This is a genomic window from Streptomyces sp. NPDC050423, assembly GCF_040655445.1.
GTDB lineage: Bacteria > Actinomycetota > Actinomycetes > Streptomycetales > Streptomycetaceae > Streptomyces.
In genome coordinates this window covers 126,559-145,018 of sequence record NZ_JBFAJY010000017.1, presented here as the reverse complement: position 1 = coordinate 145,018, position 18,460 = coordinate 126,559, and the positions used below count along the sequence as shown (strand labels likewise).

General features: G+C 68.8%; 11 protein-coding genes, 1 tRNA gene and 2 rRNA genes. 13 read left to right on the top strand and 1 reads right to left on the bottom strand.

The window, feature by feature from the left end:
- The 3 genes from AB0I52_RS15575 to AB0I52_RS15565 form a co-directional block, all read left to right on the top strand.
- A 23S ribosomal RNA gene (locus AB0I52_RS15575) occupies positions 1–73 on the top strand; the annotation flags it as partial.
- 79 nt (positions 74–152) lie between these two features.
- Positions 153–269, top strand: a 5S ribosomal RNA gene (gene rrf, locus AB0I52_RS15570).
- 249 nt (positions 270–518) lie between these two features.
- Positions 519–591: transfer RNA gene (locus AB0I52_RS15565), tRNA-Thr, on the top strand.
- Positions 592–665: 74 nt separating this feature from the next.
- Here the strand turns inward: AB0I52_RS15565 and AB0I52_RS15560 are convergent.
- A complete protein-coding gene (locus tag AB0I52_RS15560; RefSeq protein ID WP_363072738.1) occupies positions 666–3,293 on the bottom strand; it encodes a SpoIIE family protein phosphatase in 2,628 nt (875 codons plus the stop codon).
- Between the two features lie 400 nt (positions 3,294–3,693).
- Between AB0I52_RS15560 and AB0I52_RS15555 the strand changes: the two genes are divergently transcribed.
- The 10 genes from AB0I52_RS15555 (at position 3,694) to AB0I52_RS15510 (ending at position 18,412) form a co-directional block, all read left to right on the top strand.
- Entirely contained in the window at positions 3,694–9,156 is a 5,463-nt protein-coding gene (locus tag AB0I52_RS15555; protein ID WP_363072736.1) for a HAMP domain-containing protein, read from the top strand.
- 245 nt (positions 9,157–9,401) lie between these two features.
- On the top strand, positions 9,402–10,079 hold the full coding sequence (locus tag AB0I52_RS15550; RefSeq protein WP_363072734.1) for a response regulator: 678 nt from the start codon (positions 9,402–9,404) through the stop codon (positions 10,077–10,079).
- 213 nt (positions 10,080–10,292) lie between these two features.
- Complete coding sequence (locus AB0I52_RS15545; protein ID WP_363072732.1) at positions 10,293–13,046, top strand: DNA translocase FtsK; 2,754 nt, start codon at positions 10,293–10,295, stop codon at positions 13,044–13,046.
- A gap of 204 nt (positions 13,047–13,250) precedes the next feature.
- Complete coding sequence (locus AB0I52_RS15540) at positions 13,251–14,051, top strand: RodZ domain-containing protein (RefSeq protein ID WP_363072730.1); 801 nt, start codon at positions 13,251–13,253, stop codon at positions 14,049–14,051.
- 133 nt (positions 14,052–14,184) lie between these two features.
- The gene (gene rimO, locus AB0I52_RS15535; RefSeq protein ID WP_363072728.1) at positions 14,185–15,663 is read left to right on the top strand and encodes a 30S ribosomal protein S12 methylthiotransferase RimO; all 1,479 of its coding nucleotides are present in this window, start codon (positions 14,185–14,187) and stop codon (positions 15,661–15,663) included.
- On the top strand, positions 15,660–16,430 hold the full coding sequence (gene pgsA, locus AB0I52_RS15530; protein ID WP_363072726.1) for a CDP-diacylglycerol--glycerol-3-phosphate 3-phosphatidyltransferase: 771 nt from the start codon (positions 15,660–15,662) through the stop codon (positions 16,428–16,430). The genes rimO and pgsA overlap by 4 nt, the downstream gene beginning before the upstream one ends.
- Positions 16,427–16,936: a nicotinamide-nucleotide amidohydrolase family protein gene (locus tag AB0I52_RS15525; RefSeq protein WP_363072724.1), complete on the top strand. Its 510-nt coding sequence runs from the start codon at positions 16,427–16,429 to the stop codon at positions 16,934–16,936. Before pgsA ends, AB0I52_RS15525 begins: the two co-directional genes overlap by 4 nt.
- Positions 16,937–17,045: 109 nt before the next feature.
- Entirely contained in the window at positions 17,046–17,429 is a 384-nt protein-coding gene (locus tag AB0I52_RS15520; RefSeq protein WP_024492760.1) for a helix-turn-helix transcriptional regulator, read from the top strand.
- 211 nt (positions 17,430–17,640) lie between these two features.
- The gene (locus AB0I52_RS15515; protein ID WP_363072722.1) at positions 17,641–18,111 is read left to right on the top strand and encodes a DNA starvation/stationary phase protection protein; all 471 of its coding nucleotides are present in this window, start codon (positions 17,641–17,643) and stop codon (positions 18,109–18,111) included.
- 106 nt (positions 18,112–18,217) lie between these two features.
- The gene (locus tag AB0I52_RS15510) at positions 18,218–18,412 is read left to right on the top strand and encodes a CsbD family protein (RefSeq protein WP_363072720.1); all 195 of its coding nucleotides are present in this window, start codon (positions 18,218–18,220) and stop codon (positions 18,410–18,412) included.
- The last annotated feature ends 48 nt before the right edge of the window (positions 18,413–18,460 follow it).

Below are 18,460 nucleotides of genomic sequence, written 5' to 3'. Positions count from 1 at the left end.
GTTGATAGGCCAGATGTGGAAGCCCGGTAACGGGTGGAGCTGACTGGTACTAATAGGCCGAGGGCTTGTCCTCAGTTGCTCGCGTCCACTGTGTTAGTTCTGAAATAACGAACGGCCGTGTTGTGTTCCGGTGTTGGTTAATTTCATAGTGTTTCGGTGGTCATTGCGTTAGGGAAACGCCCGGTTACATTCCGAACCCGGAAGCTAAGCCTTTCAGCGCCGATGGTACTGCAGGGGGGACCCTGTGGGAGAGTAGGACGCCGCCGAACTCCTTTTATAGTTAAGCCCCGTGCCCTTGTGGCACGGGGCTTTTCTGCGTTCCGGTTGTTCTCGGACCAGCCCGGACCAGCTCGCCGGCCCGGCCGCCGCGGTGCGGCGCACACCTGGCCAAGAGCCCGTGGGTGAGCCCTTGCACGGGCGGAACACCGCTGGGGCGTGGGTCGGTGACGATGCGACAGATGGTTTTGCGCACCCTCTGGATCAGGGTATGATTTAGCTCGTTGCCGCAGGGCAGCGAGGCCCCAATAGCTCAGTCGGTAGAGCGTCTCCATGGTAAGGAGAAGGTCTGCGGTTCGATTCCGCATTGGGGCTCAGACAGACGAAAAGGCCCCCGCCACTCGGCGGGGGCCTTTTCGTGTATCCGGATCTAACCGAATCAACCGGATCTAAGCGGCCGGCGGCTCAGGGACGCGCATCGCGAGGATGGCCATGTCGTCCGAGGCCGGTTCCGCGGCGAACCGCTCGACGGCCCGCAGAATACGTGCCGCCACCGCGCCCGCCGTAAGGCCCGTACAAGTGGCCAGCACATCCGCCAGGCCGTCGTCGCCGAGCATACGGGTGCCCTCACGGCGCTCGGTGACACCGTCCGTCACGCACAGCAGGACATCGCCCGGGTCGAGGGTCACCGTCTGCTCGTACAGCTCCAGATCCTCGATGACGCCCAGCAGCGGCTGCGGTTCCGCGGCGGCCTCGACCGATCCGTCCTGGCGCAGGCGCAGCGGCAGCGGGTGGCCCGCACAGACCACCTTCAGCAGCGCACTGCCGTCCTCCTGGGGCCACAGCTCCCCGTACAGCAGGGTCAGGAAGCGGCTGCGGGCGCCCTCGTCGAGGATGGCGGCGTTCAGGCGCTCCAGGACGGCGGGGCCCCCGAAGCCCTCGCGGGCGAGCAGGCGCAGTGCGTGGCGGGCCAGGCCCGTCACGGCCGCGGCCTCCGGGCCCGTGCCGCAGACGTCGCCGATGGCGAAACCGTAGGCACCGTCCCGGATCGGGAAGACGTCGTAGAAGTCGCCGCCCACCTCGTTGCCCTCACCGGCTGCCCGGTAGATGACCTCGATCTCGACATTGGGTACGTCCGGCAGCCCCGGCGGCAGCAGGCTGCGCTGCAGGGACTGGCTGATCGCCATGCGCTCCGAGTAGAGGCGGGCGTTGTCGAGAGCCAGGGCGGCCCGGCGGGAGAGGTCCTCGGCCAGTTCCAGGATCTCCTGGCGGAAATGGTCGTCGGACGGTTTGCCGAGCGTGAGCATGCCGATGACCCGGTTGCGGGCGACGAGCGGAAGGACCACGGTCTCCCCGCCCACGGCCGCCGCCGTGGCGAGCGTCGTACGGATACCCGGGCCCAGGCTCCCGGCGTCGGCGAGGCCGATGCCGCGCATCGACGTGCGCAGGGCCGCCTGGTGGGCGGCCTCGGACGGAGCGGACCAGACACGTGCGCCGGGGGCCGGCACCGGGTCCGGCGGGGCGATCTTGGAGAGAAGGGCCTTGAGGCCGTCGATGAGCTCCTCGTCCTCGTGCAGCACGTACGAGAGGTACGGATCCGAGGACTGGTCGGCGATCGTGTAGACGGCGCACCAGGTGGCCAGGGTGGGGACCGTCATCTGAGCCATCAGGGCCAGCGTCTGGTCCCGGTCGAGGGTGCCCGCGAGGAGGTCCGACGCTTCGACGAGGAAGGAGAGGGAGCCGCGGCGCAGCCGTTCCAGTTCGCCCAGGCGGGCGGACTCGACGGCCAGGGCGATACGGTCCGCCGCGAACTGGAGGCGCAGGGCCTCCTCGTTCGAGTACCGGCCGGCGGCCTCGGCCGCGACGCCCAGGGAGCCCGTGAGACGGCCCTCGACCTTCAGCGGGACGGTCACCACCGAACGCATACCGGTGTTGCCCAGCAGCGGCACGGCGCCCGGGACGGCGTAGAGGTCCTCGTGGACCGCGGGCATGCGCGCCGAGCCGTACCGGCCGGTGCCGGCCTCCACGGGGACGCGGGCGAAGCGCTGGCGCGCGGAGGGCAGGCCGGTCGTGGCCCGTACCTCCAGCTCGGTCTCGTCGTCCGTCGCCAGCAGCAGGAACGCCGCGTCGGCGTCGAGCATGTCGCGTGCCCGCTCGACGGTGCGCTGGAGCAGGCCGTCGAGGTCGTCGGGGGCGGGGGAGCCGATGAACACCTCGAAGGGGTCCGTCTTGCGGATCTCGGTGTTCGAGTCGGAGACCGGAGTGCGCACCGGCGACTGGAGCACCGCCCGCTCGTAGTCACGGACCAGCAGACAGACCGTCGAGGGTTCGCCCTGGGTGTCCCGTACGCGGAGGTGGGAGCCGTAGACCGGGATGGTACGGCCGTCGGCGCCCCGGATGCCGTAGCTGCCCTCCCAGCGGGAGAGGCGGAGCGCGTCGGCGATACCGGTGTTGGTACCGGGAGTCTGCGGCCAGGCAGTGAAGTCGGTGAGCTGCTTGCCGGCGACCTGGTCCGCGGTGTACCCGAACAGGTACGCGGCGTCGTCGTTCCACGCCGCGATGGCGCCGAGGCTGTCGATCTGGACGACGGCCACCCTGACCCGTTCGTCGGCGACCGGGAGCAGGTCGACGGGGAGCAGCGGGCCCGCTGAGCGGATACCCACCGGGCGGTCCGGAAGATCGAGCTGGAACCAGACGTGTTTGTGCGCGGGGGAGTACTCGACGCCCCAGCGGGAGGCGAGCGCGGCGCACAGCAGCAGGCCGCGGCCGCCCTCACGGTCCGGGCTGCCGAAGTCGGGGCCGGTGGACTGGAGCGGGATCTCCCGTTCCGGGTAGTGGTCGGAGATCTCGACCCGGACGCCTTCCTCCGTACGGAGGCACAGCACGTCCGCGGCGGTGCCGGCGTGGACCACCGCATTGGTGACGAGCTCGCTGGTGAGGACGACGGCATCGTCGACGATATCGGTGTATCCCCACCCCTGGAGGGTGTCGCGGACAAAGGCGCGGGCGGTCGCGACGGAGCGCCCGACCGGGTCGAAGGTGGCAGCCGCGCGCGCCGTGATCACAGCACTCCCCATATGGTGTCTCGTCGCTTCCCCGAGTCCTGTGCCCGTTTCTAGCCGCTTCGATTCGCTTGCCAGGCTAGACGCTCTGTCCGTGCACCGGATACACGAGGGCAGACTTGGGGCAAGGACGAACGGATACAGGCCTGTGACCGGACAAGTGTGGACTTCCCAACAGAGCGATGTGGGACAACCATTGGACGTTCCACCCCGACCGGTTCCGGCCTGGTAGATTTCAACGATTTGACGTCCGCATGGTCACCCGTCAACGGTGGGCTGTGGCGGTGAGCCATTGAGGATCTGGGCAAGCTCCCAGAGAAGACCCGAGCGATACGGTCAACCCTGCGGGAGGGACACGGTGGAGTCTGGCGTGGCGGCGCGGGGAACAGGCACGCGCACTAAAGGCGGACAGTCCGTGAAGAAGCAGCGTAATGGAACCATCGAAGTCGACGCGGCAGCGCTCAACAGACTGCTGGCCGGTCTGGTGGCCATGCGTGACGGGAATTTCCGCAGGCGCCTGACAGTCTCGGGCGACGGCGTGATGACGGAGATCGCGGCCGTCTTCAACGAAGTCGCCGACCGTAATGTCCACCTCACGGGTGAGCTCGCCCGGGTGCGGCGGGTGGTCGGACGGGAGGGCAAGCTCACCGAACGGCTGGAGACGGGCGCCTGCGAAGGGTCCTGGGCCGCCGCCATCGACGCCTCCAACGAGCTGGTCGACGATCTCGCACGACCGGTCTCGGAGGTCGGACGGGTGCTGTCGGCGGTGGCCGACGGTGATCTGGAGCAGCGGATGGAGCTCCGGTCGCACACCACCGACGAGACGGTACGGCCGTTGCGCGGCGAGTTCCTGAAGGTCGCCCGTACGGTCAACAACCTCGTCGACCAGCTGTCGGCGTTCACCGAGCAGGTGACGCGGGTCGCAGTCGAGGTGGGGACCGAGGGCAAGCTGGGCGGGCAGGCCCAGGTGCGCGGCATGTCCGGGTCCTGGAAGGACCTCACGGACTCCGTGAACACCATGGCGTACCGGCTGACGGCACAGGTGCGTGACATCGCCCTGGTGACGACGGCGGTCGCCAAGGGCGACCTGTCCCGGAAGGTCACCGTTCATGTGGCCGGCGAGATGCTTCAGCTGAAGAACACCGTCAACACGATGGTCGACCAGCTGTCGTCGTTCTCCTCCGAGGTGACCCGGGTCGCCCGCGAGGTGGGCACGGAGGGCGAGCTGGGCGGGCAGGCGACGGTGCCGGGTGTGGCCGGGGTGTGGAAGGACCTCACCGACTCCGTCAACACCATGGCCGGGAACCTCACCTCCCAGGTGCGCGGCATCGCGGAGGTGACGACGGCGGTCGCCAACGGTGACCTGTCGCAGAAGGTACGGGTGAGCGCACGCGGAGAGGTCGCCCAGCTCGCCGAGACGATCAACCAGATGACCGAGACGCTGCGCACCTTCGCCGACGAGGTCACGCGGGTGGCCAGCGAGGTCGGCGGCGGGGGCGTGCTCGGCGGCCAGGCACAGGTGCCGGGTGCCGCGGGGACGTGGAAGGACCTCACCGACTCGGTGAACACCGTCTTCCGCAACCTGACGACCCAGGTGCGGGACATCGCGCAGGTGACGACGGCGGTGGCCAGCGGTGACATGACGCAGAAGGTCACGGTCGACGTGGCCGGCGAGATGCTGGAGCTGAAGAACACCGTCAACACGATGGTCGACCAGCTCCAGTCCTTCGGTTCGGAAGTGACCCGGGTGGCCCGGGAGGTCGGCGTCGAGGGCCGGCTGGGCGGCCAGGCCGAGGTGCCCGGCGCGGCCGGTACCTGGAAGGACCTCACAGACTCCGTGAACACGGCGTTCCGGAACCTGACGGGTCAGGTGCGGGACATCGCACAGGTGACGACCGCGGTCGCCAACGGTGACCTGTCGCAGAAGGTCACCGTCGATGTCGCGGGCGAGATGCTGGAGCTGAAGAACACCGTCAACACGATGGTGGCCCAGCTGTCCTCCTTCGCCGACCAGGTGACGCGGATGGCACGGGACGTGGGCACGGAGGGCCGTCTCGGCGGTCAGGCACGGGTCGACGGCGTCTCCGGTACGTGGAAGGAGCTCACCGACTCCGTCAACTTCATGGCGGGGAACCTGACCTCCCAGGTGCGCCAGATCGCCCAGGTGACCACGGCGGTGGCCCGGGGTGACCTGTCGCAGAAGATCGACGTGGACGCGCGCGGCGAGATCCTGGAGCTGAAGAACACCATCAACACGATGGTCGACCAGCTCTCCGCCTTCGCCGAGCAGGTGACCAGGGTGGCCCGCGAGGTGGGCACGGACGGGCGGCTCGGCGGCCAGGCACAGGTGCCCGGCGTGGCCGGTGTGTGGCGCGATCTGACCGACTCGGTGAACGGCATGGCGGGGAACCTCACCGCTCAGGTCCGTAACATCGCGCAGGTCGCCACGGCGGTGGCCCGGGGTGACCTGTCGCAGAAGATCGACGTGGACGCGCGCGGCGAGATCCTGGAGCTGAAGAACACCCTCAACACGATGGTCGACCAGCTCTCGAACTTCGCGGAGCAGGTGACCAGGGTCGCCCGCGAGGTGGGTACGGAGGGCATCCTCGGCGGTCAGGCCGAGGTGCAGGGCGTGTCCGGTACGTGGAAGGACCTCACGCAGTCCGTCAACGGCATGGCGAACAACCTGACCCTGCAGGTCCGCAACATCGCCGAGGTCACCACCGCGGTCGCCAAGGGCGATCTCTCCAAGAAGATCACTGTCGACGCCAAGGGCGAGATCCTCGAACTGGTGACGACGGTCAACACCATGGTCGACCAGCTGATGAACTTCGGTGACGAGGTGACGCGGGTCGCGCGCGAGGTGGGTACCGAGGGCATCCTCGGTGGCCAGGCGCGGGTGCGCGGTGCCACGGGCATCTGGAAGGACCTCAGCGAGAACGTCAACCTGATGGCCAACAACCTGACCAGTCAGGTGCGCAACATCTCCCGGGTCTCGTCCGCGGTCGCCAACGGCGACCTGACGAAGAAGGTCACCGTCGAGGCACGCGGCGAGGTCGCCGAGCTCGCCGACACCGTCAACACGATGGTGACGACCCTGTCCTCGTTCGCCGACGAGGTGACCCGCGTGGCCCGCGAGGTGGGTACCGAGGGCGAGCTGGGCGGCCAGGCACGGGTCCCGGGGGTCGCCGGTACCTGGAAGGACCTCACCGAGTCCGTGAACTCGATGGCGTCCAACCTGACCGGTCAGGTGCGCCAGATCGCCACCGTCACCACGGCGATCGCGAAGGGTGATCTGACCAAGAAGATCGACATCGATGCCCGCGGCGAGATCCAGGAGCTGAAGAACACCATCAACACGATGGTCGATCAGCTGTCCTCGTTCGCGGAGCAGGTGACGCGGGTGGCCCGCGAGGTGGGTACCGAGGGGCAGCTGGGCGGCCAGGCACGGGTGCGGGACGTCGACGGCACCTGGCGCGACCTCACCGAGTCGGTGAACGAGATGGCCGGAAACCTCACCCGTCAGGTACGTGCCATCGCGGCCGTCGCCACCGCGGTGACCCGCGGCGATCTCAATCTGAAGATCGACGTGGACGCGGCCGGCGAGATCCAGGCGCTGCAGGACAACATCAACACGATGATCGCCAACCTGCGTGACACCACGGCCACCAACAAGGAGCAGGACTGGCTCAAGGGCAACCTCGCCCGGATCTCCGGTCTGATGCAGGGGCGCCGCGATCTCGACGACGTCGCCTCGCTGATCATGAGCGAGCTGACCCCGGTCGTCTCCGCGCAGCACGGCGCGTTCTTCCTGGCCATGGCGACCGGCGAGACCGACGCACTGGGCGCGGAAGGCGACCGGGAGGGCGCGTACGTGCTCCGGATGCGGGGCAGCTACGGCTACTCCGCCGGCTCCATGCCGACGTCCTTCCGGCCCGGTGAGACGCTCATCGGCACGGCCGCGGAGGAGAAGCGGACGATCCAGGTGGACAACGTGCCGCCGGGGTACCTGAAGATCTCCTCCGGCCTCGGTGAGGCGCCGCCCGCGCATGTGATCGTGCTGCCGGTGCTCTTCGAGGGGAAGGTCCTCGGAGTGATCGAACTGGCCTCGTTCCAGCCGTTCACCCATATCCAGCGGGACTTCCTCAACCAGCTCGCCGAGATGATCGCCACGAGCGTCAACACCATCAGCGTCAACACGACGACCGAGAAGCTGCTGGAGCAGTCGCAGGAGCTGACCGAGCAATTGCGCGACCGGTCGCAGGAGTTGGAGAACCGGCAGAAAGCCCTCCAGGCGTCCAACGCGGAACTGGAGGAGAAGGCCGAACTGCTGGCCCAGCAGAACCGCGACATCGAGGTCAAGAACACCGAGATCGAAGAGGCGCGGCAGGTCCTGGAGGAGCGCGCCGAACAGCTCGCGGTCTCGATGCGCTACAAGTCGGAGTTCCTGGCCAACATGTCGCACGAGCTGCGTACGCCGCTCAACTCGCTGCTCATTCTGGCCAAATTGCTGGCGGACAACGCCGAGGGCAATCTGTCACCGAAGCAGGTGGAATTCGCCGAGACGATCCATGGCGCGGGCTCCGATCTGCTGCAGCTGATCAACGACATCCTCGATCTGTCGAAGGTCGAGGCGGGCAAGATGGACGTCAGCCCGACCCGGATCGCACTGGTTCAGCTGGTCGACTACGTAGAGGCGACATTCCGGCCGCTCACCGCGGAAAAGGGTCTGGATTTCTCCGTACGGGTGTCACCGGAACTGCCGGCCACGCTGCACACCGACGAACAGCGGCTGCTCCAGGTGCTGCGCAATCTGCTCTCCAACGCGGTGAAGTTCACCGACGGCGGCGCTGTCGAGCTGGTGATCCGGCATGCGGGGGCGGAGGTGCCGAACGCCATCCGCGAGCAGCTGCTGGAGGCGGGTTCGCTGCGGGACGCCGACGCCGATCTGATCGCGTTCTCGGTGACCGACACGGGTATCGGGATCGCGTCCAGCAAGATGCTGGTGATCTTCGAGGCGTTCAAGCAGGCGGACGGCACGACCAGCCGCAAGTACGGCGGTACGGGCCTGGGCCTCTCCATCAGCCGGGAGATCGCCCGGCTGCTGGGCGGCGAGATCCATGCGGCGAGCGAGCCCGGCCGGGGCTCGACGTTCACGCTGTACCTGCCGCTGCACCCGAGTGAACTCCCGCCGCAGGGCTACCCGCAGATCGGCCCGGGGCCCATCGAGATGCACGGTGCCGCGGTCGAGAGCGGGCGGCTGCCCGAGGCCGGGCAGGGGCCCGGGGAGAACTTCCCGGACTTCGGCCGCGGAACGGGCCGGCAGGGGAGCGGAGACGATCAGAGCGGCACGGCAGGGCTGTTCCGGCGTCGTCGCAAGGCGGTGGGCGGCACGGGACAGCAGCCCGCGCTGCCGGCCCCCGCGGCCTCCCGGAGCGCCCCGCAGGAGCCGTGGACGCCCGCTGTCCAGGATGAGCCCGAGGCCCGCAGGACGTTCCGGTTCAGCGGCGAGAAGGTGCTGATCGTCGATGACGACATCCGTAACGTCTTCGCGCTCACCAGCGTGCTGGAGCAGCACGGGCTGGCGGTCCTGTACGCGGAGAACGGGCGCGAGGGGATCGAAGTCCTGGAGCAGCACGACGATGTGACGGTCGTACTGATGGACATCATGATGCCGGAGATGGACGGCTATGCGACGACCTCGGCGATCCGCAGGATGCCGCAGTTCGCCGGGCTGCCGATCGTCGCGCTGACGGCCAAGGCGATGAAGGGTGACCGGGAGAAGGCGATCGAGTCCGGAGCATCCGACTACGTCACCAAGCCGGTTGACCCCGATCATCTTCTTTCCGTTATGGAGGGATGGATGCGCGGAGAGTGATCGTCGATTGAGCGAATCAATGATGATTTGTTGATCGAGTGTGTCCGAAGTGGTGTGGGAACGCGGTTTCCGGGGAACCTTTTGGTCTCCCGCCGCGTTTCTGGTATGTGCACAGTGACATCGCGGTGACAGGGTGTGGTGACGGGCGGGGTGCGGCTACCATGACCGGCACAAGGACGGACGGCGTAAGGGAGTCGTCCCCTGGGGCGGCGCCCGGTGCAATTCCGGGGCGAGGAGGACGGGCCATGGTGCCGAAGGCCAAGATCCTCCTGGTCGATGACCGGCCGGAGAATCTGCTGGCGCTGGAGGCCATCCTCTCTGCGCTCGATCAGACACTGGTGCGGGCATCGTCAGGGGAGGAAGCGCTCAAAGCGCTGCTCACGGACGACTTTGCGGTCATTCTGCTGGATGTGCAGATGCCGGGCATGGACGGTTTCGAAACCGCCGCGCACATCAAGCGGCGGGAGAGGACCCGGGACATCCCGATCATCTTCCTCACCGCGATCAACCACGGTCCGCATCACACCTTCCGGGGTTATGCGGCAGGCGCGGTGGACTACATCTCGAAGCCGTTCGACCCGTGGGTGCTGCGCGCGAAGGTCTCGGTCTTCGTCGAGCTCTACATGAAGAACTGCCAGCTCCGGGAACAGGCGTCGCTGCTGCGGCTCCAGCTCGAAGGCGGCGTGCACGCCGGCGCGAACCACGAGAGGGAGCCCGCCGGTCTGCTGGCCGAACTCTCCGCACGGCTCGCCGCCGTCGAGGAGCAGGCCGAGGCGCTGTCCAAGCAGCTCGACGACGAGTCGGCGGACGCCGGGGCCGTGGCCACCGCCGCCCATCTCGAACGGAAGCTGACCGGACTGCGCCGCGCGCTGGACGCCCTGGAGCCCGGCGCCAACGGCGGACCGGCTCCCCTTCCCTCGTAACGCGGCCGACTGCCCGCCCGTACCGCCCTTTCCCGTCAGGTGCCTTCGGGGCTGCGCGGCGGCAACTGCCCGGCGGGGACCGCCGGTCGGTGGTCCGGCCGCGGTGCGGAGCGGATGAGGGCGCGTCAGTTTGCGGCCGCCGCAGGGCGACACGGTCGGGTGAACGGGCACGCGCACGTGTTCACCGGCGCGGACACCGGTAACCTCGGCCCCATGGCCTCACGTACGTCCGGCAAGGGTTCCCAGGGCACGGCGGGCACCGCGAAGCGCGTCGGCGGTGGCCCGGGTCCGGCGAAGAAAGCCGCGCCCGCGAAGAAGGCCGCTGCCAGGAAGAGCGCGCCCGCGAAGAAGGCCCCCGCCAAGAAGGCGGCCGCGCCAAAACCGGCACCCTCTCCCACCAGCGGTGTGTACCGCCTGGCGCGCGCTGTCTGGCTCGGTGCGGCCCACGCCATCGGCGCGATGTTCCGCGGCATAGGGCGTGGCGCCAAGGGCCTCGACCCCGCACACCGCAAGGACGGCGTCGCACTGCTGCTGCTCGGTCTCGCGCTGATCGTCGCCGCGGGCACCTGGTCGAATCTGCGCGGTCCCGTCGGCGATCTCGTGGAGATGCTCGTCACCGGCGCCTTCGGCCGGCTCGACCTGCTGGTGCCGATACTGCTGGGAGCCATCGCGGTACGGCTGATCCTCTATCCCGAGAAGCCCGAGGCCAACGGCCGGATCGTCATCGGGCTGTCCGCACTGGTCATCGGGGTGCTCGGCCAGGTCCACATCGCCTGCGGATCACCGGGGCGCGAGGACACCGAGGCGATGCGGGACGCGGGCGGGCTCATCGGCTGGGCCGCCTCCAAACCGCTGATCTTCGCCATGGGCGAGGTGCTCGCCGTCCCGCTGCTCCTGCTGCTCACCGTCTTCGGGCTGCTGGTCGTCACGGCGACCCCGGTGAACGCCATTCCGCAGCGGCTGCGGCTGCTCGGTTCCAGGCTGGGGATCCTCGACCCGGTGCACGACCCCGACGCGGAGGACGAGAGCGACGACGAGCGGTACGACGAGCAGTGGCGCGAGGCGCTGCCCGCCCGCTCACGGCGCTCCTCCGCGCGCCGCTCCGAGGCGTCCGAGGTCTACGACACCGACCGCGTCGAGGCCGACGCCCTGGCCAAGCGCCGCGGCAGGCCGCGCAGGCCCTCCGTGCAGCCCGCGATGAACCGCACCATGGACGCGGTGGACGTCGCTGCCGCCGCTGCCGCCGCGCTCGACGGTGCGGTACTCAACGGCATGCCGCCCTCGCCCGTCGTCGCCGACCTCACCCAGGGCGTCTCCGCGGACCGTGAGCGCGCGGCCACTCCGGTGCCGGGTGCCAGGGAGTCGGAGCCCCCTCGGAGGCCGGGGGAGAAGGCATCCTCGCCCTCCGGCGGCGTGCCCGACCTGACCAAGCCGGCCCCCGACCGGTCGCAGCCGCTGCCCTCCCGCGCCGAGCAGCTCCAGCTGTCCGGCGACATCACGTACTCGCTGCCCTCGCTCGATCTGCTGGAGCGCGGCGGCCCCGGCAAGACCCGCAGCGCCGCCAACGACGCGATCGTCGCGTCGCTGACCAACGTCTTCACCGAGTTCAAGGTCGACGCGGCCGTCACCGGCTTCACCCGCGGACCCACGGTGACGCGGTACGAGGTGGAGCTCGGCCCGGCCGTGAAGGTCGAGCGGATCACGGCGCTCGCGAAGAACATCGCGTACGCCGTCGCCAGCCCCGACGTCAGGATCATCTCGCCGATCCCGGGGAAGTCGGCGGTCGGCATCGAGATCCCCAACTCCGACCGCGAGATGGTCAACCTCGGGGACGTCCTGCGGCTGGCGGACGCGGCCGAGGACGACCACCCCATGCTGGTCGCGCTCGGCAAGAACGTCGAGGGCGGCTACGAGATGGCCAACCTCGCGAAGATGCCGCACGTCCTGGTGGCCGGTGCGACCGGTTCCGGGAAGTCCTCCTGCATCAACTGCCTGATCACCTCGGTGATGATAAGGGCGACTCCGGAGGACGTCCGGATGGTGCTGGTCGACCCCAAGCGCGTCGAGCTGACCGCGTACGAGGGCATTCCGCACCTGATCACGCCGATCATCACCAACCCCAAGAAGGCCGCCGAGGCGCTTCAGTGGGTCGTGCGCGAGATGGATCTCCGCTACGACGACCTCGCCGCGTTCGGGTACCGGCACATCGACGACTTCAACCACGCCGTGCGTACCGGGAAGCTCAAGACACCTCAGGGCAGCGAACGGGAGCTGTCGCCGTACCCGTACCTGCTGGTGATCGTCGACGAGCTGGCCGACCTGATGATGGTCGCTCCGCGCGATGTCGAGGACTCGATCGTCCGTATCACCCAGTTGGCCCGCGCCGCCGGTATCCATCTGGTCCTCGCCACCCAGCGCCCCTCGGTGGACGTCGTCACCGGTCTGATCAAGGCGAACGTGCCCTCCCGGCTCGCCTTCGCGACCTCGTCGCTCGCCGACAGCCGGGTCATCCTCGACCAGCCCGGAGCCGAGAAGCTCATCGGAAAGGGTGACGGGCTGTTCCTGCCGATGGGGGCGAACAAGCCGACCCGTATGCAGGGCGCCTTCGTCACCGAGGCCGAGGTCGCCGCCGTGGTCCAGCACTGCAAGGACCAGATGGCACCGGTGTTCCGGGAGGACGTGGTGGTCGGCACGAAGCAGAAGAAGGAGATCGACGAGGACATCGGCGACGACCTGGACCTGCTCTGCCAGGCCGCCGAACTGGTCGTCTCCACCCAGTTCGGATCCACCTCGATGCTCCAGCGCAAGCTGCGGGTGGGTTTCGCCAAGGCCGGCCGGCTGATGGACCTCATGGAGTCCCGGAACATCGTCGGACCCAGCGAGGGATCCAAGGCGCGCGACGTCATGGTGAAGCCGGACGAGCTCGACGGGGTGTTGGCGCTGATTCGTGGGGAAACCGGTTCGTGAGGGTTTCGCGGGCAACCGTTTCGCGGGGCCGTACGTCAAGTTGAAGGGAGGACAGCAGGATGTCCTTCCGCGGGGGCGGTCCGGCGAATCCGGCTCTGTTCGAATCTGATGGCGTACAAAGTCCTCCCTCCCGGTTGCCCCACCCTTTCCCACCCCCCCTAGACTGAACATCCAGCAGGTGGCTCACGCTCGAAAGGCGCCCCCGTGTCCATCGGCAACTCCCCCGAAGACGACCGGCCTTCGATCGGTCGAGTGCTCCAGCAGGCTCGAATCGCCGCAGGTCTCACGGTCGAAGAGGTCAGCACGTCCACCCGGGTGCGCATCCCCATCGTGCACGCGATCGAGGCGGACGACTTCTCCCGCTGCGGCGGTGACGTGTATGCGCGCGGCCACATCCGCACGCTGGCACGTGCCGTCGCCATCGATCCGGAACCGCTGGTCTCGCAGTACGACGGCGAGCACGGCGGCCGTCCGGCGCCCACGCCGGCGGCTCCGCTGTTCGAGGCCGAGCGGATCCGTTCCGAACCCCGACGGCCCAACTGGACCGCGGCCATGGTCGCGGCCATCGTCGCCGTGGTCGGGTTCGTCGGCTTCACGTTCTTCAAGGGCGGCGACAACTCCCCGACGGCCAACCAGGTCGCCGAAGGCCCCACGTCCGCCAAGACCACCCCCAAACCGTCGGCCAGCAAGACCGCCGATCCCAAGCCGGCTCCCTCCGACAGCGCCATTGCCGCGGCGCCGCAGGACAAGGTGACGGTCAAACTCAGCGCCAGTCAGGGCAAGAGCTGGATCTCCGCCAAGGACCACAACGGCCGGCTGCTCTTCGACGGGCTGCTCCAGCAGGGCCAGTCCAAGACGTTCCAGGACAAGGAGCGGGTCGACCTCGTCCTCGGCGACGCCGGTTCGATCGAGCTCTTCGTCAACGGCAAGAAGGTCGAGGACCGGTTCCAGCCCGGTCAGGTCGAGCGGCTCTCGTACACCAAGGGTGACCCCGAGGTCGGCTGACCGCGGCACTCCACGGTTCGCACCCTGCGGCGAGCGCCCGGCCATCGCGCCGGGCGCTCGCCGCTTTGTCACTCTCTGTGACTGCGGAACCTGCGCGGTGGGGCCAGTGCCGGGACAAAGTAGTCTTGAGCCCATGCCCGAACGCCGTACCGTCGCCCTTGTCACTCTTGGCTGCGCCCGTAACGAGGTGGACTCGGAGGAGCTCGCAGGCCGCTTGGCAGCGGACGGCTGGGAGCTCGTCGAGGATGCCTCCGATGCCGATGTCGCCGTGGTCAACACCTGTGGATTCGTCGAGGCCGCCAAGAAGGACTCCGTCGATGCCCTGCTCGAAGCCAATGATCTGAAGGACCACGGCCGTACCCAGGCCGTCGTCGCCGTCGGCTGCATGGCCGAGCGCTACGGCAAGGACCTCGCCGAGGCCCTGCCGGAAGCGGACGGAGTCCTCGGATTCGATGACTACGCAGACATCTCGGACCGCCTCCAGACCATCCTCAACGGTGGCATCCACGCTTCGCACACCCCGCGGGACCGCCGCAAACTGCTGCCGATCAGCCCCGCCGAGCGCCAGGACGCCGTCGTGGCCCTGCCCGGCCACGCCCAGGAGGCCGTACCGGCCCCCGCCGACCTCCCGGAGGGCGTCGCGCCGGTCTCCGGCCCGCGGGCGCCCCTGCGCCGCCGGCTCGGCACCAGCCCCGTCGCCTCGGTGAAGCTGGCCTCCGGCTGCGACCGCCGCTGCTCCTTCTGCGCCATCCCGTCCTTCCGCGGCTCCTTCATCTCGCGGCGCCCCTCGGACGTCCTGGGCGAGACCCGGTGGCTGGCCGAGCAGGGGGTGAAGGAGGTCATGCTGGTCTCCGAGAACAACACCTCGTACGGCAAGGACCTCGGTGACATCCGGCTGCTGGAGACGCTGCTGCCGGAGCTCGCGGACGTCGACGGGATCGAGCGCATCCGGGTCAGCTATCTGCAGCCCGCCGAGATGCGGCCCGGTCTGATCGACGTACTGACCTCGACGCCCAAGGTGGCGCCCTACTTCGACCTCTCCTTCCAGCACTCGGCCCCCGGTGTGCTGCGGGCGATGCGCCGGTTCGGCGACACCGACAGCTTTCTGGAGCTTCTGGACACCATCCGGGGCAAGGCCCCGCAGGCCGGCGCCCGCTCCAACTTCATCGTGGGCTTCCCCGGCGAGACCGAGGCCGACCTGGCGGAGCTGGAACGGTTCCTCACCGGTGCGCGTCTCGACGCCATCGGCGTCTTCGGCTACTCCGACGAGGACGGTACCGAGGCGGTCGGCTACGGCGACAAGCTGGACGCCGACACCATCGCGGAGCGGCTCGCGCACATTTCCCGGCTGGCCGAGGAGCTGACCTCCCAGCGGGCCGAAGAACGGGTCGGGGAGACGCTCCAGGTGCTGGTCGAGTCGGTCGAGGCGACCGAGGACGAGTCGCGCGCCGTGGGCCGCGCGGCGCACCAGGCGCCCGAAACGGACGGCCAGGTGCTCTTCACCGCACGCGAGGGACTGGTCCCGGGCCGTATGGTCGAGGCAGAGGCAGTGGGCACCGAGGGCGTGGACCTGGTGGCCGAATGCCGTGAGCTTGCGGAGGTGGCCAGATGACCGGAGCGCCGGCATCCGCGACAGGGGGCTCCGGCGCGACGCCGGTCCGCGGCGGGAAGCTGGGCACTGCGGCCGTCAACCAGGCGAGCCTGTGGAACATCGCCAACCTCCTCACCATGGCGCGGCTGGTGCTCGTGCCCGGATTCGTCCTGCTGCTGCTCCACAACGGCGGATACGACCCGGCGTGGCGTTCCTTCGCCTGGGCGGCCTTCGCCATCGCGATGATCACCGATCTGTTCGACGGACATCTGGCGCGCACGTACAACCTGGTCACCGACTTCGGGAAGATCGCCGACCCGATCGCCGACAAAGCGATCATGGGCGCCGCGCTGATCTGCCTCTCGTACCTCGGTGATCTGCCCTGGTGGGTCACGGGCGTGATCCTCTTCCGCGAGCTCGGCATCACCGTGCTGCGGTTCTGGGTGATCAGACACGGGGTGATTCCGGCCAGCCGCGGCGGGAAGATGAAGACGCTTTCGCAGGCGATCGCCGCCGGGATGTACGTCCTGGCGCTGACCGGACCGCTGGCGACGCTGCGGTTCTGGGTGATGGCGGTGGCCGTCGTGCTGACGGTCGTCACCGGTCTGGACTATGTGCGCCAGGCCGTCGTGCTGCGACGCCAGGGGCTCGCGGCGGAGCGGTCGGCCGCGGCGCAGGGAGCCGTCGAGGCGGCCGCGGAGACGCCGGAGGCCACCGGAGGCGTGGACCGGGTCTCCGGGACCTCAGAGACCTCAGGGGCCCGCGGTGCGGCGGAGGCCGAGCGGTGACAGCCGCGGCCCGGGTGCTGCGGCTGCTCGTCGAGCGGGGGGAGACCCTGGCCGTCGCCGAGTCGCTGACCGGCGGCCTGGTCGCGGCGGAGTTGACGTCCGTACCAGGTGCCTCGCACTCCTTCCGCGGGTCCGTGACGGCCTATGCGACCACCCTGAAGAGTGAAGTCCTGGGTGTGGATCCGGCCCTTCTGGCATCGCGCGGCGCGGTGGACCCCGAGGTCGCCTCCCAGATGGCCGCGGGCGTATGCCGGGTCCTCGGAGCGGACTGGGGGCTCGCGACCACCGGCGTAGCGGGCCCGGAGCCGCAGGACGGCCGTCCGGTGGGAACGGTCTTCGTCGCAGTGTGCGGGCCTGACGGGGCAGCGAAAGTGGCCACGCTGCGGTTGAACGGCGGACGAGCGGACATCCGTAATGAGAGCGTACGGAGCGTGCTCGATCTGCTCTCCGGCGAACTCGGCGGGTACGCGAGCGCACAGGATACGGAACAGATCGGGGGGAATTGATGTTTGCAGCCCTGAGTGAACACGACATCGCTCCCCGCACGGCCGCGGCGCTAGGCGGTACGGTGGGGCGTGAAGGATGCGGCTACGCGGTCCGAGGAGGGAGCCACCGATGATTCTGCTCCGTCGCCTGCTTGGTGACGTGCTGCGTCGGCAGCGCCAGCGCCAAGGCCGTACTCTGCGCGAAGTCTCCTCGTCCGCCCGAGTTTCGCTCGGCTATCTCTCCGAGGTGGAGCGGGGGCAGAAGGAGGCATCCTCCGAACTGCTCTCCGCCATTTGCGACGCGCTTGACGTACGGATGTCCGAGCTCATGCGTGAAGTGAGCGATGATCTGTCGCTGGCTGAACTGGCCGAGTCGGCAGCAGCCGGCGATCCGGTACCCGTGCCGGTGCGCCCCAGGCTCAATTCCGTCTCTGTTTCGTCGGTGGCGGGTGTGCCGACGGGGCGGGTGACCATCAAGGCGCCTGCGGAAGCGGTGGATGTCGTCGCCGCCTGACCCGCTCGGTTCGGTCTGAAGCCGGAGCCCCGGTCCTCCCCTCAGGGGGCGGACCGGGGCTTCTGCGTGTGTTGGCGGGGTTGTGGCGGGCAGGCGCCTGTGTGAGGCCGGGGAAGGGTCTCGTGCAGGCCGTTCCCCGAATGACCCTTTTGCTTCGTTTGTGCCATCGTGGGTGGTGCTGAACGGAACGGATATCAGATCGGAGACGTGCATGTCTGTGGTGAAGAGCCCGCTGTCCGAGGCCGACCTCAAGTCCGTCGGCGATGCGCTCCAGGGTGCCCTGGTGGATCTCGTCGACCTCTCCCTGGTGGCGAAGCAGGTCCACTGGAACGTCGTGGGGCCACGCTTCAGGTCTGTGCACCTTCAGCTCGACGAAGTCGTCGACACTGCCCGCCAGCACTCCGACATGGTTGCCGAACGGGCTTCCGCGCTGGGCGTCAACCCGGACGGGCGGTCGGGGACGATCGCCAGGACCACGGCCATCGACTCCGTGCCCGAGGGCTGGGTCAAGGACGTGGACGCGGTGCGGACCCTGGTCGACGCCCTCGGTGTGGTGATCGGCCGGATGCGTGAGCGGATCGAGGTGACAGGCGACCCCGATCCGGTCAGTCAGGACATCCTGATCTCGCTGACCGCCGATCTTGAGAAGCACGCGTGGATGTTCCAGGCGGAGAGCGCCTGACCCGCCCCCTTTCTCACCCGGCCGGGCGCCAGTGCGCCGGACCGGTCCCCCTCCCGGCCTGCCCGCGTTCGGGTAGTTGCCGGTCCGCCCCATCGGAGGAGTCGCCATGACAGACGAAAGCGCGAAGGACAAGATCACCGGCAAGGCCAAGGAGGCCATGGGCAAGATGACCGGTGACCGCCGCAAGGAGGCCGAGGGCAAGACGGACCAGGGCAAGGGTCAGGCCAAGAGCGCCATGGGTGATGCCAAGGAGCGCGCCGAGGGCGTCAAGGACTCCCTGACCGGCGACGACAAGAGCTGACAGCCGGACGCGGAGCCCCCACCGGAAGCGGTGGGGGCTCCGCTCTGG

Bases quoted from the DNA above. Each gene is read 5' to 3' on its own strand.
- AB0I52_RS15560 (WP_363072738.1), bottom strand. From the start codon at position 3,293: ATGGGGAGTGCTGTGATCACGGCGCGCGCGGCTGCCACCTTCGACCCG.
- AB0I52_RS15550 (WP_363072734.1), top strand. From the start codon at position 9,402: ATGGTGCCGAAGGCCAAGATCCTCCTGGTCGATGACCGGCCGGAGAAT.
- AB0I52_RS15545 (WP_363072732.1), top strand. From the start codon at position 10,293: ATGGCCTCACGTACGTCCGGCAAGGGTTCCCAGGGCACGGCGGGCACC.
- rimO (WP_363072728.1), top strand. From the start codon at position 14,185: ATGCCCGAACGCCGTACCGTCGCCCTTGTCACTCTTGGCTGCGCCCGT.
- pgsA (WP_363072726.1), top strand. From the start codon at position 15,660: ATGACCGGAGCGCCGGCATCCGCGACAGGGGGCTCCGGCGCGACGCCG.
- AB0I52_RS15520 (WP_024492760.1), top strand. From the start codon at position 17,046: ATGATTCTGCTCCGTCGCCTGCTTGGTGACGTGCTGCGTCGGCAGCGC.
- AB0I52_RS15515 (WP_363072722.1), top strand. From the start codon at position 17,641: ATGTCTGTGGTGAAGAGCCCGCTGTCCGAGGCCGACCTCAAGTCCGTC.
- AB0I52_RS15510 (WP_363072720.1), top strand. From the start codon at position 18,218: ATGACAGACGAAAGCGCGAAGGACAAGATCACCGGCAAGGCCAAGGAG.